Source organism: Wolbachia endosymbiont of Tettigetta isshikii (assembly GCF_041154185.1).
Classification (GTDB): domain Bacteria; phylum Pseudomonadota; class Alphaproteobacteria; order Rickettsiales; family Anaplasmataceae; genus Wolbachia.
The window spans coordinates 19,285-36,508 of record NZ_JBFTEN010000001.1 but is presented as its reverse complement, the minus strand read 5'-3'; the positions used below and the strand labels follow the sequence as shown (position 1 = coordinate 36,508).

8 protein-coding genes are annotated in these 17,224 nt (G+C 36.3%); 7 read left to right on the top strand and 1 reads right to left on the bottom strand.

Annotated features, from left to right (window positions below; all coding sequences use genetic code 11):
- Nucleotides 1-402 precede the first annotated feature (402 nt).
- Nucleotides 403-1,980, bottom strand: coding sequence for a lysine--tRNA ligase (locus tag AB6N09_RS00170; RefSeq protein WP_411130958.1), 1,578 nt, complete (start codon nt 1,978-1,980; stop codon nt 403-405).
- Nucleotides 1,981-2,045: 65 nt separating this feature from the next.
- On the opposite strand from AB6N09_RS00170, the gene AB6N09_RS00165 reads away from it, so the two are divergent.
- The 7 genes from AB6N09_RS00165 (at nt 2,046) to AB6N09_RS00135 (ending at nt 16,829) form a co-directional block, all read left to right on the top strand.
- Nucleotides 2,046-2,339 carry a type IV secretion system protein VirB3 gene (locus AB6N09_RS00165; RefSeq protein ID WP_250778086.1) on the top strand — a complete coding sequence of 98 codons (294 nt, stop codon included), beginning with the start codon at nt 2,046-2,048 and terminating at the stop codon, nt 2,337-2,339.
- Nucleotides 2,340-2,348: 9 nt separating this feature from the next.
- A complete protein-coding gene (locus AB6N09_RS00160) occupies nt 2,349-4,754 on the top strand; it encodes a VirB4 family type IV secretion/conjugal transfer ATPase (RefSeq protein ID WP_411130957.1) in 2,406 nt (801 codons plus the stop codon).
- The gene (locus AB6N09_RS00155) at nt 4,747-7,395 is read left to right on the top strand and encodes a TrbL/VirB6 family protein (RefSeq protein ID WP_411130956.1); all 2,649 of its coding nucleotides are present in this window, start codon (nt 4,747-4,749) and stop codon (nt 7,393-7,395) included. The genes AB6N09_RS00160 and AB6N09_RS00155 overlap by 8 nt, the downstream gene beginning before the upstream one ends.
- 41 nt (nt 7,396-7,436) lie before the next feature.
- Entirely contained in the window at nt 7,437-9,863 is a 2,427-nt protein-coding gene (locus AB6N09_RS00150) for a TrbL/VirB6 family protein (protein ID WP_411130955.1), read from the top strand.
- On the top strand, nt 9,860-12,889 hold the full coding sequence (locus AB6N09_RS00145; RefSeq protein ID WP_411130954.1) for a TrbL/VirB6 family protein: 3,030 nt from the start codon (nt 9,860-9,862) through the stop codon (nt 12,887-12,889). Before AB6N09_RS00150 ends, AB6N09_RS00145 begins: the two co-directional genes overlap by 4 nt.
- A gap of 75 nt (nt 12,890-12,964) precedes the next feature.
- Nucleotides 12,965-16,222: a TrbL/VirB6 family protein gene (locus tag AB6N09_RS00140; RefSeq protein ID WP_411130953.1), complete on the top strand. Its 3,258-nt coding sequence runs from the start codon at nt 12,965-12,967 to the stop codon at nt 16,220-16,222.
- Nucleotides 16,209-16,829: a WD_0853 family protein gene (locus AB6N09_RS00135; RefSeq protein WP_250778772.1), complete on the top strand. Its 621-nt coding sequence runs from the start codon at nt 16,209-16,211 to the stop codon at nt 16,827-16,829. The genes AB6N09_RS00140 and AB6N09_RS00135 overlap by 14 nt, the downstream gene beginning before the upstream one ends.
- Nucleotides 16,830-17,224 lie beyond the last annotated feature (395 nt).

Sequence of the window (17,224 nt, the reverse complement as noted above, 5' to 3'; positions counted from 1 at the left end):
GGCATGACACCACTTGTTGTAAAAACAAATGTTCGTTCATAAATTGCAACTAGCTATAAATATTTAAGAAATTTACCGAATAAAAAAAGGCAAAAGAAATCTCGTGGTAGAAGTTGCTCACTCTCTAATCCTGCAAATTGGCGTACTATACTGTCTTGACGACTTATAAGCGCGTTTCAGCTTGTATAGGGAAAAACCTAGAAGTCTAGGCGAAATTAATAAAGACATAAGGTGCACATAGTGCAAAAAATTAAACATAAGACGCCAACCGTGATACTTTCGTCGTTTAATCTGCACAGATTGAAGCTAAATGAACAGTTCCAATTCTATGATAATTGGACTGGCGGAGGTTGTCAAGTAGTTTTTGTACCTAATTTAAAACTAGATAGCTCAAATGGAAAGCTAAAGTGTACGTTCAATAGCACTTTCTATAAGAGAGATAGTATTATCTATTCCATAAAGCTTTATAAAAGACCCCATTCTTGGGCCAATTTTTTGGCCAAGCAGCGTTTCATACAGCAGCTGAAACCAATCGCGTAAGTTGCTGTAATTATGTTTTTTTCCAACAGAAAAAACCTGAGATTGAATCTCTTCAGCAGTAGCCGTAATAGGCAGAGAATGCAGGACATTCTTTAAATCTAGCAACGTTTCTTTCTCTTTTTCATTTAGAGCCTTATATGCTTTCGCTGGCTTGATAAAGTCATGATAATACCTAACTGCGAAATCTGAAAGCCTATCGAGCATTTTGTTGTTTTTCGGTGTAACGTTCGGTGTATAAGTGGATATAAAACCCCAAAGAATCTCTTTATTTTCAGCGTTACAGGCCGCTGCTAGATTTAAAAGCAATGAGAAATTTATGCCTGAAGTTTTGATATTAGGAACGTTACCCTGGTGAATATGCCATACAGGACTGTTTACATCCTTTTCTTCACTCTCATTGTAACGCTTAACAAACTCCAAATATTCATCAGTCGATTTTAGTATAACATCGAAATATAAACGTTTAGCCTTTTTTGGGCTCTGAAAAATGTATAACGCCAAGCTCTCTGTTGGTGCGTAAGTAAGCCATTCTTCAATTGAAATGCCATTTCCTTTTGATTTCGATATCTTCTTTCCTTCTTTATCAAGGAAAAACTCATAGCAAAATAGCAGTGGTGGCTTTTCCCCAAGTATTTTGCATATTTGACTTGAAAGCACAGCAGATGGAGTCAAATCTTTTCCATGAACTTCGTAATTAACTCCAAATACGGCCCATCTCATTCCCCAATCTGGTTTCCATTGCAACTTGCATCTTCCTTTTGTCACTGGAACTTCTACTTTTTCTCCATTTGCATCTTCGTATGTAATTGTTCCTTTGTCTGTATCCCTTTCAATCACTGGAACTTGTAGAACTTGGGAAGTTTTTGGACATACCGGCAAGAATGGACTATAGGTCTGCTGTCTTTCTTCTCGAAACGATGGACGCATTACATCCATCACTTTATCGTAATTTTTCAACAAAAGTAAGAGCTTTTCATCGTAAACACGAGACTTATAGCACTCTGTAGCACTTCTAAATTCGTATTCAAACTCAAATAAATCAAGGAACTTACACAGCAATGAATTCATGTGATGACCATAACTCTCATGAGTGCCAAATGGGTCAGGTATCATGGTTAGTGGCTTGTTTAAGTGTTCCCTTAGCATCTCCTGATTTGGCACATTGTCTGGTATTTTTCGCAAACCATCCATATCATCGGATACTACAATGATTTTGATTTTTATACTAGGAGCTATTTTCTTTAGTACATTTGCAACAACTGTAGTGCGAAAAACTTCTCCAAAAGTACCAATATGCGGCAAACCTGAAGGTCCATAGCCAGTCTCAAATATTATCTCTTTTTTGTTAGGAAACTCTTGTAATATCTTTTCTGCTTCTTGAAACGGCCAACTTATCATCATTAGGGCTAAATTACTTATCTTACCTAAAGTGCTACTCATTTCAATGGATTTTTAATTAATGATGTAGTATTAGTGTTAGAGCTATTAATTAGAAGGACAAGGATATGTCTACAGGTAATATACAAACAGATCAATTGTTTAAAGGTCTTACAAGACCTGCAATGCTTTTTGGTGTGAGTTATATGTTTGCAATATTAAACGTTCTAACTTGCATGCTAATTTTCATTAATTCAAATGATCTTAGAACTTTCTTGATGTTATTTGGGATACACGGACTTGGTTATATAGCTTCTGCGAAAGAACCATTGTTTATTGAATTATTTATGGTAAAATTAGGAAAATGCTCCAAGTGTTTAAATCGTTTTTATCACGGAGCCAATTCTTATGATGTTGCTTGAAATTATGCGATGCTAAGATTTAGAGCTATTCAATCGAAGAATAAATCTATTCTGGGCAGAGAGGTTCACACTGCAGAGTTTATACCGTACTCTTGTTACTGGAACAGCACAACCTTAATAACAAAGCAAAATTGGTTAGTGAAGTTTATCAAATTAAATGGCTTCGCATTTGAAACAGCCGATGATGAAGATTTGGTAATACAAAACAAGATCAGGAATCAGATGCTAAGAAGCATTTCATCCCCGGCATTTAGTTTATATTTTCACACCATTAGGCGTAAAAAAAACATTTTTTCCGATGAGTTTGCAAGTCAGAATTTGCCGAACTTTTTTGCTAACCACGTAAATCTAAAATGGAGAGAAAAACACGCAACAAGGCAATCGTTTATTAATGACTTATACATTACAATTATTCGTAGGGCAGATACAAAAGGAGTAGAATTTTTATCGCACCTACTAAAAAAATTCGGACATGTGACCTCAAAACACGCTTGGGAAAGCGATATGCGCGCTACTTATGAAGACTTAGAGGAAACAACAAACCGCGTGGTAACGAGCTTTAGGAATTACTCACCTAAAATCCTTGAAGTAAAAGAAACCTCAAACGGCCTATTCTGTGAAATAATGGAATTTCTATCTAGGATTGTAAATTGTGGCTTTGTTACAAACACACTCCTTCCGCTAAAAACTGAAATATCAAGATACTTACCGGTACATAGGTTATTTTTTGGCCGTAAGATGATACAGGTTGTGACTCATAATGAAAATAAATACGCTGGAATAGTTAGTATCAAAGAGTATGGAAATAATACTTCTGCAGGTATGCTCGATTCTTTTTTACAACTTCCTTATGAATTTATCATCACACAGTCTTTCCAATTTACAAATAGGCAAATGGCAATTGCAAAAATGCAGATACAGCAAAATCGGATGATACAATCTGCAGATAAAGCTATTTCTCAAATAGCAGAGATCTCTCATGCACTTGATGGTGCAATGAGTGGTAAGATTGCGTTTGGTGAACATCACTTAACTATCCTATGTATAGAGAAAAACCCTAAATCATTGGATAATGTTTTGTCGTTGGTAGAATCAGAGCTTTCTAATTGCGGTGTTTACCCTATCCGTGAGAGAGTTAATCTTGAACCAGCATTTTGGGCACAAATTCCTGGTAATTTCGATTATATAGTAAGAAAAGGTACAATAAGTAGTCTTAATTTGGCCGGTTTTGCATCTCAACATAATTATCCTACTGGTAAAAAATTCAATAACCACTGGGGAGATGCTGTTACAGTTTTTGACACAACATCTGGCACCCCATTTTTCTTCAACTTTCATATAAGGGATGTTGGGCACACTATGATAATTGGGCCAACTGGTGCCGGTAAGACTGTTTTAATGAATTTCTTATGTGCTCAAGCAATGAAATTTTCTCCAAGAATATTCTTTTTTGATAAAGATCGTGGTGCAGAGATTTTTTTGAGAGCACTTGGTGGTATTTACACTATAATAGAGCCTAGAACTAAAACAAATTTTAATCCCCTACAACTTGACGATACTCCTGAGAATAGAACATTTTTAATGGAGTGGATAAAATCTTTAATCTCGGTATACAACGATAAATTCACTTCAGAGGATATTGCACGAATTAATGATGCAATTGAAGGAAATTTTAAATTGAGAAAAGAAGACAGATTTTTAAGAAATCTCGTACCATTTTTAGGGCTTGCAGGCCCTGATACTCTAGCTGGAGCAATATCTATGTGGCATGGTGATGGTTCTCATGCTGCAGTATTTGACAATAAAGAAGACTTGTTAGATTTTTCAAAAGCAAGGGTATTTGGCTTTGAAATGGCTAACTTGCTCAAAGATCCCGTTGCTATTGGGCCGGTCTTGATTTATTTGTTTCATAGGATTAGTATATCTCTTGATGGCACTCCATCTATTATTGTTCTTGATGAGGCATGGGCGTTAATAGATAATCCAGTTTTTGCACCCAAGATAAAAGACTGGTTGAAAGTGCTGAGGAAATTAAATGCTTTTGTAATTTTCGCTACTCAGAGTGTTGAAGATGCAAGTAAAAGTGCTATTAGTGATACGCTTGTACAGCAAACAGCAACACAGATTTTTTTGCCAAATCTGAAAGCCACTAGTGTCTATCGGGATGTTTTTATGTTAACTGAACGTGAGTACATACTAATTAAACACACAGATCCAAGCACTAGATTTTTTTTGGTAAAGCAAGGAGTCAATGCCGTTGTTGCTAGAATAGACTTAAAAGGCTTAGATGATATAGTCAACGTGTTATCCGGACGTGCAGAAAGCGTTCTATTGTTACATGATATACTAAAAGAGGTCGGAGACGACCCAAAAGTATGGTTGCCTATATTCTATCAGAAGGTAAAAAATGTTTAAGACTAAGCTGTCATTGCTATTAATTGCGATATTTTTATTAAATATCGATTTTTTACTCTCATATCCAGTGTTTGCAGATGAGGTAAGTGGTACTGAAAAGACGGAATTCGTTAGTAGGTTTAATTCTGCTGGCAGTTTCAGTCGTGCCTCCAATCCCGATTGTGGAGCGTTTAAGACGGCTGCAGCACTTGCCGGAATAGCGATTGCTGTTGGCGCAATATTTACTGGCATTGTTTTGATCGTTTCTTCTGCTGGTTTATTTACCATTCTTGTCTTCGTTGGAATGATAGCCGCAGTTGTTGGGGTCTGGAAAGCTATAGGAGGGCTTGTTGTTTGTCAACATAGTTTTGTTAGGCATCCAGTTGCACGCGATCATGATGGAAAATATAAAAACTTCAAACTAGAAAACACAAGTTATAGTGATTACACGGATAAAAATTATCAAACTGAGGATGAATATTTTTCTGCACTACAAGAAAAATCAGGAAAAGATGGAAAACAGACAGAAAAAGAGATTTTAAACTTTACTGATTGGAACGTTGTTAATGTCAATAGAGAAAACTATTACTGGCCAAAAAATGGTGCGCAATATAGCGAGTATATAGAAATATGTCATCGAAATCCTTTAACATTTGGCAAGTTATTTCAATCATATGAAGAAATAGAAAAAGACTTCGATGTAAGAGAGAAAGAGCTTAACTATGGAAAGGAAGGGTGGTCTCCGAAGGTTGATGGTGATCTGGAGTGTAAAGTTTTGAAAGCTGGACAACGCGAAACCATAGATGGGTCAACATTCAAGGCAGTAAAAAAAATGGGCAGGTTGTGTGTGGAGTTAGAAAGTGTTAGTACACTTGGTATTAAAATGACTCCTTGGCCACAAGGGGTTGATATGGGATGCACAGAATTGCCACCTGACCCAATTGCTCCTATGTGTGAAAAATCTGTGATGATATTCAAAAATAAAGATGGTACAGGCGAATATAAGGTTGATCTTAACGACCATGGAAATAAAGATAAAGATTACAGAACTATTATAAGGGAAAAGGAAAAAGAAGGAAAAATTTTTGCAGGTTATAATAATGCCAGTTGTTTTAGCCAGTATGTCTCTGAGGCTTGCTATAATCAGGCAGGGAGTAAGTCACTAGCCCCTGTTCCTATAACTTCTATGATAGTGCAATGCATTAAGGAATCCTTAGATAATTTAGTCGCTGGTCGTGATTCAAGCGGTAATCTACTGAAATACGAGAGTGGAAATAAGAAGGGTAGTTTTTTATCTGTAGCACAGAAAAAGCTGAAAAACACCGTAACTGCCGTTTTAGTTTTAGCTTTGATACTATTTTCTATAAAAGCCATGTCTGGTGGTGTTCGCGGTCCTCAAGAAATGTACATGTTGATCATCAAATTTGCCTTAGTGATTTACTTCACAACAGGCGATACCATGTCTCATTATTATGGAGAGTTAACAAAACTTTCAAATGGTTTGTCAGAAATAGTGCTCAAAGCTTCATCTGAAAGTAAAGGTATATGTAATTATAATGCAGGTACAGATTATGAATATACTCTTCATACAGGAAAAAAGGTATCTTACAGTTATCTTGCACCTTGGGACAGGCTTGATTGTAGAATTCTATTTTACCTAGGAGCGCCTTTAGATGGAATTGGTGGCAAAATTGGTACTGGAAGTGTAGGAATATTGGCTGTTTTACTAGGTGCTGCTCCTGTTTTGTTAGTAGCAGGCTCCATAATCGGTATCATTTTCGCCGGTGGGCAGATCTTAGTAGCTCTTGCCTGTATATTCATGGCCGTTATGATGATGATGGTTATTTTGTGGATGTGCTACGTATTTATCTTATCTTTAGTTGCCCTAAGTGTAATTATCATCTTATCACCTTTGTTTATCCCTATGGTTTTATTTCAACATACTAGAGGATACTTTGATGGGTGGGTAAAAGAGTTGATCACCTATAGCCTATACCCTGTTATGCTTTTTGCGTTTTTGTCCTTTATGTTCATAGCATGTGATAAAATCTACTTTAACAAATTAAGCTTTGAAAAAGAAGAGATTAAAATATTAGGAAATAAAAAACAGTGGTTTAAACTGAAAAGCGGCGAATGTGATAAAAATGAAGATACTCTTGCATGTATGATGCAAAATTATAGCTTTAAAAAAAGCAGCTTACTCGGTCTATTCGATTTTACATACATGGAGTTTGGCAGCTCTCTCATCGGAGAATTATTAAAACTAGCTCTAATATTATTCTTATTCTATCACTTTTTAAATATTCTTCCTGAAATGGCTGCAGAACTTTCTGGTAATTACAGGGCAAAACTTGGTTCTGGTGCTACACCTGGAAAAATGATGTCTAAAGCTTTCTCTGCGGCTAAAGCTATCGCTGTGGCTGTTGGTAAAGCCAGCTCTGGAGATGCTGCTGGAGCTGCTAAAGAAGGTAAGCAGGTAAGGGGTGACGTGGGAGCTTCCGCGTCTGGAAATGCTGATGATAAAGGCGGACCATCCACTAAAGCTGCAGGTGCTGGAGCTGCTGACGCTACTGGAGGGGCTCTTAAAGAGGCCACTAGTGAAGCTATTAAAGCCGCTGGAAGTGAAGGAGGTAATTCTGGTGGTGCTGGTCAAAATGGATAACAGGTGCTTAAAAGTTCAAGTAGCCAAAACTTTGGTAGGTTATGCGTAAGTTTTTGTTAATAGTGGTACTCCTTTTGTTATCCGGTTGTGAGTATCACTGTATTAAACCAGAAGATTTATCAGGCTTGCGCGAGAAATTAGATGTAGTGTCAACAGAGCAGAAGTGGGTTGATTCTGGTGTCCATATCTCAGATAGTATAAAAGTAACAGAGATTAGCATAGTGCCCAGCAAGGTTAATTTTTGTCCTAAGCGGTATGAAGATTTTGCAGCTCAACCCTGGAAAGATCCTGTTGCTGTTACATTACCATTCGCACTTAAAGTTGGTGATTTAATAAGCTTTAGTGTCATTGGGAGTAAAATGTGTAAAAACGATAATGGCACGGTCACCTATAAAAAAATTGACGAGATTTGCGGTGAAGGAGAGACGGAGTATTTTGCACATGTTTTAAATCACAATGAATGTCAGGCAATATGGCAAAATGGAGAATACAAGTACACAATATGCCCTAATAAATACATTGTAGGCGACCCAGAAAAGTTAAAGTGGTTGAATGGGAAAGGGTATCGGAGTCTCGATTCTTCAGAGTCAGATCAAGATGAAGAGAAAATTAAAGAGATCATCAACTCTATAAAACAACAAGGAAAAAATATAGATTGCAGCGAGCTTTCAGACGGCCAGGTAAGCGAAGTAGATACGTACATTCTGAATCTTGCCTGTGGGCGTATATATAAGCTTTACAATCCTAACAAAGAAGAAGAGAGTTACGCTTATGTTGAATATAATACTACAGAACACGAATTGTTTAATTCTATTACTAGCGCTTTAAATAATTCTGGTGGTAAATTCGCAGATGCTGAGATTATTGGTGATGTTTTAAAGAATGCAAAAGTCAAAACTGATGTCCCGCACTTAAGAATTTATATGGATGATGAAAGTTTTGAATATTCGCAAAATGGTGGTACATATACTAATTATAACCACGAGATAAAAAAAGATCATCCAGTACCAAAATTAACTTTCTGGTTAGGGGATAGCAATGGCAAGGGTGGCTACAACATAAGAGTAACAAGAATACCTAGTCCGAAAGATGACTTGTACATAGGTGTGTCTGACACATTCCCTGAACATGACCCTGACGAAACCCAGGGAGATATACCTGTTAATATTAACAGAGTTCATGATACTGAGTACATGGAAGGCTTAAAAGACAAGCTAAAAGACAAAAGCGGCACCATATATTACGGGGTAAGAGACCATGGTTGCGATTATAAGGAAAACGAAGGTCAGTTCAGCATTAACCTAACGACCAAAGAACCATCTACAAGAACTTTTAGTGTAATATATAATTTTTTTGATGAAAAAGTAAAAACTGCATTTTTCAGTTCTAGCTACAAAGATCCAAATGCGGTCCACTCTGAGTCTAACCCTGTAAAGTCTCTCTATCAAAGTTTTGTAGCATCAAATAGAACGAAGACTATTAGATCCACGATAGTATCGCTGTTAGTATTGTATATAGTATTGTATACTCTTTATTACTTTTTTGGCTTAACTCATGTTTCTATATATGAGTTTTTAATTATATGTGTAAAGATAGGAGTTATTACCCAACTTCTGCGAGATAATAGTTGGGATTTTTTTTATAACAATGCTTTTTCTATCTTTATCAACACTCCAAAACAGTTGATAGAAATAGCAAATTTTAGGGGCACGACATCAAATGTTTTTGAGTTTCTTGATTTGCCGTTGAATAGATTTTTATCATCACATTCAGTGTTGTTAATAATATCTCTTATATTTTCTGGCCCTCTAGGCATTGTATCTTTTTGCTTAGTGATTTGGGGCTTAATAATAGTGGTATTATCTATTTTTAACGCCTTATTTTCTTTTGTTACATCTATAGCAATAGTTATGCTATTGCTTTCTCTAACACCTATCTTTATTATCTGCCTTCTGTTTACATACACTAGACAGATGTTTCACAATTGGGTCAAAAACTTGGCGAGATTTGCGATTCATCCAGTGGTGCTTTTAATTTTTATATCGCTGATAAGCCAAGCTATGGATTACATCATATATTCAGTGTTTGATTTTGAGGTTTGCACTACATGTATACTTAATGTTAACCTAAAGATTTTTGAATTTTGCATCTTCTATGGATATGCTTCTAAGCATACACCTAATATCGCTGCTATGATCGCTTTTGTTATCTTAGGTCATGCTATGAAAGCTTTAGTCGAAGCTTCTTCGAAAATATCTGACTCGTTGTTTGGTGCTTATGTGCACGAAGAACCTGGAAAACAATATCAACAGAGCCTAATGGGACTAGTAGGATTAGATGAGCAAAGCGTCCACAGAAGACAGGCTGGAGGAGGAGGTGTTCAACCGTCAGGTGCACCAAGCAAAAGACTTGAATTACCAAGGACTCAACCGTCTAGGGGGCCAGGAGGGTCAGAAGGCGCACCATGATAAATAGAAGATCACTATTATTGATACTGTACCTTGCAATCACTGGCTGTAACATCGATTGTGTTGAGCCTGGACTGCAAAGCAGAAATACTAGTGTTAACGTGAATGTTCCAGTTCGTAAAGATAATGAAGGAGTTAAAATTCATTGGGTTGATTCTGGTCAAGTAATTAGTAAGAATGAAAAAATCAAATTTACCCTTGGCGGATCAGTAAATTTTTGCCCCCATAGAAAAGACAAGAATCCAAGAAAAGTACTTGTTCCTGCCGTATTTTGTGCTGATAATTCAATTCCAAATTATAGTAAAGCCGCAAATATTAACGATGTGCCTAATAATTACGGCGTTGACGAAAAAGGCGTAAGTGAAAACGAACTGTGTGGTGGTAAAGGATTTGGTAGCGATAGACGTTATGTAGACACTGGAATTAAAGTAAATCCTGGTGATAAGTTAAGCTTTAACTTGGTTCCTAGAGAGATAATAATTGATTATGACAACCCAGGAGAAAAAATCAGCTTTGATGACAATTGTTATAGAACTGAAAAAGAAGATGACAAAGAAAGAGTTACAATAAAAGAAATGCTCAATGGAGGAACGTTCTTTTGTGGAAACAATGGCAAAAGGACTGCAGTAAAATTTCCTAATCTCAATAAAGAGGACATAGAAAAAAGAAAAGTGTTAGTTGGTAACGGCTACACTCCATATGATAACAAAGTGCATTTTAATAAATATTTCATTAAGGACGACGAACCATGGGTAAATGGCGCGCTGTTAGATTTGCGACAAGCAAAAGTAGGGTTGAATGAATTATGCGACGGAAAAAACTGTAATCTTAACGAGATAAAAAAGTATGGCTCTTATGAGCTTAATTGTTACTACCAGAACATATGTTACACCAAAGAAGGTATATTCAATGAGGGTTTGCGTAAAAAAGGAAACCGAAATTGTGTCTCCTCTATAAGATACAAAAAATACGATGCTAACAACAATACATGCAACATGTATTCTCACCTTAAAGAGGTTGAAGGCAAGCTTAAGGAAATTAAAGAAAGTAAAGGTAGCCCTGGTTTTACGTCAAACAGCAAAGAAGACATCGAAAATATCTTCTGGGCTGAAGCTCTTGTTGCGAAAATTGGTAATTTTGACCCTACAAAGAATCGTAGGTTTGATAGGGAGAATGGTGGCGCTAGGGTTGCTCAATGTCTCCCAAGAGAAAAGGGTGCAGGTGAAAATGATAAGCGAGAAGGGTATGATTATGTATTTAAGTGTTCAAAAACCATCAATAATTTTGAAGATTTTTCTTTAAGGTTGAATTATAATTATGATGTAAACGGAGATGTACCGCATGGTAGTGATGTAATGCTCGCTATTGCAGACTATGGTTTCTATGGAGCTGATAGGGGCGGGTACCATGTTGAAGTAACCAGATCATGTGAATACGTTAATGGCCAAAAACTGTATATGTATTTAGGTAATGAGCCACCTAAAGATTTGAGTGGCGTGGGAACTAATGATTTCAAAGTAGTAGGAGTAAGAAACGGAAAAGATAAGTATACTATATTAGATATAGTAAGCGGAGAACATTTTCAGGATGAAGAATCTAAGAAGATATATTTCGGTATCGATGTAAGTAACGTAGAAAAAGAAGATATTACAGACGAAAAAGGCAAATATTATAAAAATAATGAGTATAATATAACCTTATTTGTCAAAAGAAAGATTAACGATTTCATTTCATCAAATGTAAAAAAGGTATTTGACTTTATAAAAAGAGAAGTAATTGGAGATAGCGTCAAAGATTTATACAAAGGGTATGCTGAAGGCCTTCTTCAAGGGATAAGAGCTTTACTTACTTTATACATTATATTTACTGTCATTGGCTATATGCTTGGAACAATACAGCTAAGTCAATTTGACTTTATTGTAAGGATGATGAAGATAGCATTTATAGCTTTTGCCTTTAGCGATAAGAGCTGGGAACTCTTTGGCACAACTTTATCCAAACTTTTTATGGACAGTAGCACTTATTTAGTAGATAGTTTCTCTGGTTATATAGGAGAAGGAGATAAAGTAGATAAAAGATTTGCGTTCTTAGATTTAACAGCAGGAATATTACTCACAGGAGAAACATGGTTGAAGTTTTTATCGTTGATATTCGCTGGTCCTTTTGGTTTTATCGCTTTTTTGATAATACTCCATGCTAGTTTTATGTTCTTAAAATGTATTATTAGCGCTACATTAAGATATGTGATATCTACTGTCCTAGTGGCGTTTTTGCTGTCATTAACACCTTTATTTATCGTGTTTATCTTATTTCAACAGACTAAGTCCCTGTTTGATAACTGGATAAAGACACTTGCTCATGTTGCAGTACAGCCGATAATTTTATTTTCATCTTTATCCATTTTAAATCAACTGATGTATTCAGTTTTGTACAACCTCACAAATTTCTCTGCATGCTATCAATGTTTAATTAGTATAAATTTCTTGTCCTATGATTTCTGTCTTATGAAATCTATACTGCCTCTTGGATATAGTCCTGGCACTAGTGTTGATGTTGCATTAAGTGATGGAACGAAAACTGGCGGGCACTTTGCGGCATTACCTATAGACCTAATTCAGGCAATTATATACCTCATTATTGCTAGCGCAATGGAAGTTTTTGTTTCTGTATCAGAGATGATGGCACAAGCACTATTCGGCTCTGGCTTTGGAGTTGCTCAAAGTGTTGGCACGGTTGCTGGGAGCGCATCACAAGCTATTCTGTCAACTATTGGACTTGATGATAAGACTCAGCATATGATACAGGGAATCAAGCAGCAAATGGGTAAAAATCGAACACAAATTGAGGCCAAGTTGCCAGATAAACAAGGAGATTCTGATAAAAAAATGAAGAAAAATTCTGTAAGCTCTAACCCTGAAACACCAAAACAATCAGAGCAACAAGAAGGTTCTGATAAAATAAGAAGAAATGATCCTAGTAATAAAGCTGAAAATAAAGAAAGAAAAAAGGAGGATGATAATACATAAGTGATATCATAGAGTAACTAATTAAAAAGATATTTTAAGTAAAATTTTATTTCTATATTTGGAAAAAATTTAGATATGCAGTTACGCTTAGGCACATTTTGGTTTAGGTTACTACTTCTTGCAGCTTATACGCTGATAACAGGTTGTGATAAAAACGATATGCCTTTTCCAAGATGCATATCTGCTGACTATTTTGGTCCTGAACCTATTACAGTTGGTGCTCATTTTCCAATTGGTCATGATGCGTTTTTTCCAGAAGGTGAAAGTGGAGAACCTATTGATCCTGAGACCGGCGAAATCAATTATGGTTTTCACCCTAATCAAGTGGTGAAGTGGAAGGATACCGGACTCGAGACCAATGGAGACGACTTAATAGTACGAGTTAATGGTGCATGGACATCTTGGAGTAATAATAATAAGAAAGAATCTAAAGGCAGTTACAACTTGCAAAGCTTGGAGCAGCTGAAATATGCAACCAAATTCGAAGGCCAACAAGGCGATAATAGCTTGCCTGACTTTCACTTGGTTTGCAATGATTATAAATCTAGTATGCAAAAATTTTCAAGTAGTTCTAGTACAAGTTGTACTGTAAATTGTAAGCGCATTAATGAGGATGATTGCAAAAGCATAGTATCACGTGGCGCTCCATGTTGGTTTACCAACGGTCATGGTGCTTACTTTCTGTTTAAAAGGCCGGGTGATAACAACCCTAACGAAAGTCTGAAATCTATGCGCAATCCCGAATCTCCCACTATACATTTGGGTTACAATTCCGTAGCAGAAGATGGAAGCGGACTTTTTACTTTAAAGAGAGGAGATAGAACTAAATTAAAGGGCAGAAATTGCGATATGCTAGAATTGGAAAAAGGATGGAAAATATATGTAAAAATATTAGACAGATATTACTTAGATAATGTAGGCGGCTACTCTTTTGAATTTTTGAGCGGAGTGCAGAAACCAAGTAGTTTTGGATTTTTTGATTACGTTTATCACTACCTAAAGTGTGTATTATTGATCAATAAAAATTGCAAAAAGTATTTTGACAGTAATGACCCTGCAGCCGCACAGGCTATGTTTCAGAATATAGCTGAAAATAGTACAAGTTTTCATAATTTTGTTCTTTCCTTGCTTGTCCTATTTATAATGATTTCATCGCTCCTTTACCTTTTTGGTATGATACGAGAGACTAAGCATGATATGCTCATCAAGATGATGAAAATCACTCTAGTAATAGTGCTTATATCTCCCGGAAGTTTTAAGTTTTTCTACGATCATTTCCTTACTTTGTTTGTTGAAGGACTTGAATATATGATAAATGTAATTACTAGCTTTGCTCCTAATACGAATACAGATGCTAATTGGAACCCTGCCGAAGCCGGTGGAGAAGCCCGCGTTAAATTGTTCAGTTTTATGGAGGACATGTTCAATAAGTTTTTTGCTTACTCTGTTTGGAAAAAGTTTGCAGCGCTTTTGCATTACCAAATGTGGGCAAGCATACTTATGATACCGGCAATTCTCATAGGGATCGTTTTATATTTCCTGCTATGTGTATATGCTTACATAATATTCCTTTCCGGCTTCGTGGGTATAGCTTTTCTTATAGCCATAATGCCACTGTTTCTAATTTCTATCTTATTTTCACAGCTGAAAAATCTATTTGAAGGTTGGATAAAATTCTGTATTAGTTTCTGTTTACAATCGATTATGATATTTGCCCTGCTGTCATTGTTGGCTGCAATTATAATGAATACCTTCTATAGACAGCTAGGTTTCACTGTATGCTACAATAAATGGCTTGAGGTAAGATTGTGTGCTCCAAAATGGATGTTTGGCGGTTTTTGTATCATTGATAAACAGTACTTTGGTTGGACTCCAGGACAAATTTTTGTACCTTACACTATCGAAGAGGCTTCCCCATTGAACGTAGACAAAAGCATAGAAGGCATAGAAAAACTAAGCAGAGAAGATGGCACAATAAAATTTACTGGTGGTGCTGGGTATATCCTTCTTCCACCGGATTACATTGGAAAAGGCTTCCGTTATATAGACTATCCCTTCTTTAACCCAGTTCCTGGTACTGAGCAGAATCCAGCAGACCATTACATAGCAGAAAGTGACATAGTGGTTGATAAGAACTGTAGTGAAAAAGATCTAGTACGCTTAACAAACAGTTTATCCCATGCATCAGAAAAGGCTGATATCTTATCGTTGATAGATAGTATAAATAATAAGATAGGTGGTGATGATATTAATAAAATAGTAGAGCACCACTGCCAAGATATAAACAAGTGCAGCAGTTACAGGGAAATAATAAATAAAATAAGGGTTTTAGTGCAGAATATAATTAAGCGAAGTGTAAGCTGCGAATTAAAGAATTTTCATGATGTAAATAAAAAGAAATATCAAGAAAATAGCGACTATCAAAGGGTACAAGATATACAGAGAGGTTATTTAATCAATGCAGGGGAAATCTTTATATTGTTCTTACTTTCATTCTTAATGTTCTCCTTACGTGAGTTCGTACAACAAATGGGCTCAAGTATTGCCGGTGGCGGCTACAGTGTTTACAACATATCTAGTATGTATTCTAAGCATTCTCCAAGCGCTACTGCACGTGGCGACCCAAATGCATCTCTTGTAAGTCAACTCTTATATTCTGGCAAATCAGGAGTGCAAGATACAGTTGGCGGAAGACTAGAGTCTTTAGGCAGTTGGGCTACTCATTTACCGGATAGATTAGCCGGAGGTACGGCTAATCTACTGGGCAGGATACCACGAGTTGGAGGTGTGTTGAAATACGCCATTGATGTGCCACGTAAGTTTGTAGGTGCTACTATCGAAGCAACAAAATTTGCAACATCGCCTGAAAATGACGTCGATAAACTTGAGGAAAAAATTTACAAGGCGTTTGGAGTTGACAAGGAAGATATTACACACAAAAGAATTGGTAGGTATTTAGATTATTACAAAGGATGCGTGGGATCACACTTGGGTTATACAATAGAAGATGCTATGAAATTTACCTGGGAACATGGTGTTGATTCTATAGGAAAGCATAGCTATAACCATAACTTACTCTATAGAGCAAAATCGCATAGGCGAGAATTCTTGGACAAACTTCATGATTACACCATAGGGCGCAAAAGAAAGCCAGAGAGATACAAGGATGAAGGTGATAGTAGTCAATCAAGTGCGCCGTGTCCGGATAAATCACTAGAGCCTAGTGAGCCAAATTCGAAGAAATCAGATGAGTTTTTGAAAAATTCATCAAAAGGATCAGTAAAAAGAAGTGTACCGGGTGAGAAGGAAGAGGGTAGCAATGAAGATCAGTAAAAAAAACTTCAAAGGTCTTGATTATTATAAACTGCACCAGGACAAAGACGGTAACATCAAGCTAAGTGACTACGACGACATTTTAAATGCGCGTAGGGCAAGAGTAGACTTGTTGCTGGATAACACTAAGCAAGATGATATTAATCTTTCAAAGCTCAATAAAGCTCTTAGTGAGAAATTCGTGGATGATAGAGAATTGTTGTCTGAATTTGACAAGGAAGATCAAGAAATTGCTCAGGAAGAACTCAAGATGTTTAATATTTTAGACAACCTTGATAATCTTGCAAACATTAAAAGTGAAGATCTACTCGAGGTTAGTTTATTACTATCGGATCTTAGCTTCATAGAGAGAAATGTTGTACTGAATACCGATCAGAATTCCGATCTAGCAGGGTTTAAAGACCTGTTTATCGAAAGAAAGGCATCTGGTGAGGAATATAGTGATGAAGAATGTAAAAGCTTTCTCGATAACATAGATAAAATCAACACTATAATTAAGCTAGAGCTAGAAAGCAGAATTGAAGGGCTAAATCATGATGAAAAAAATGACTGTGATGATTTACAAGATGAAATTGGTCGAGCAATAGATACAATCAAAAAAAAGTAGTCGACTGATTTTGTGTCTACAACTTTCTTCCTAATGCCAATGGCAATAGGACAAAATTAAGATACCATTTTACCAGTCAACAATGGTGTGTCATTCCAGCGTCTCCTTTTCTTGTCATCCAAGTACTTGATACTGGGATCTAGGATACTATTTTAGTAATAAATATTTAAGGAATTTACCAAGCAAAAAAAAGGCAAAGAAATCCCGAGTGGCAAGTTTTGACTCTATAATACTTTAAATTGGCGCTATAATAATTTACTGACGCTTAGTTTAAGTGCGATTTGGCTGAATGTAGAAAAAATGAAAAAGACATGCAGCCGCTATAATTTGATACAATCCGCCAGAAAATATCCTGAGTTTTTACTGAATTTTGTCATTGAGCCCGCAGATCAAAA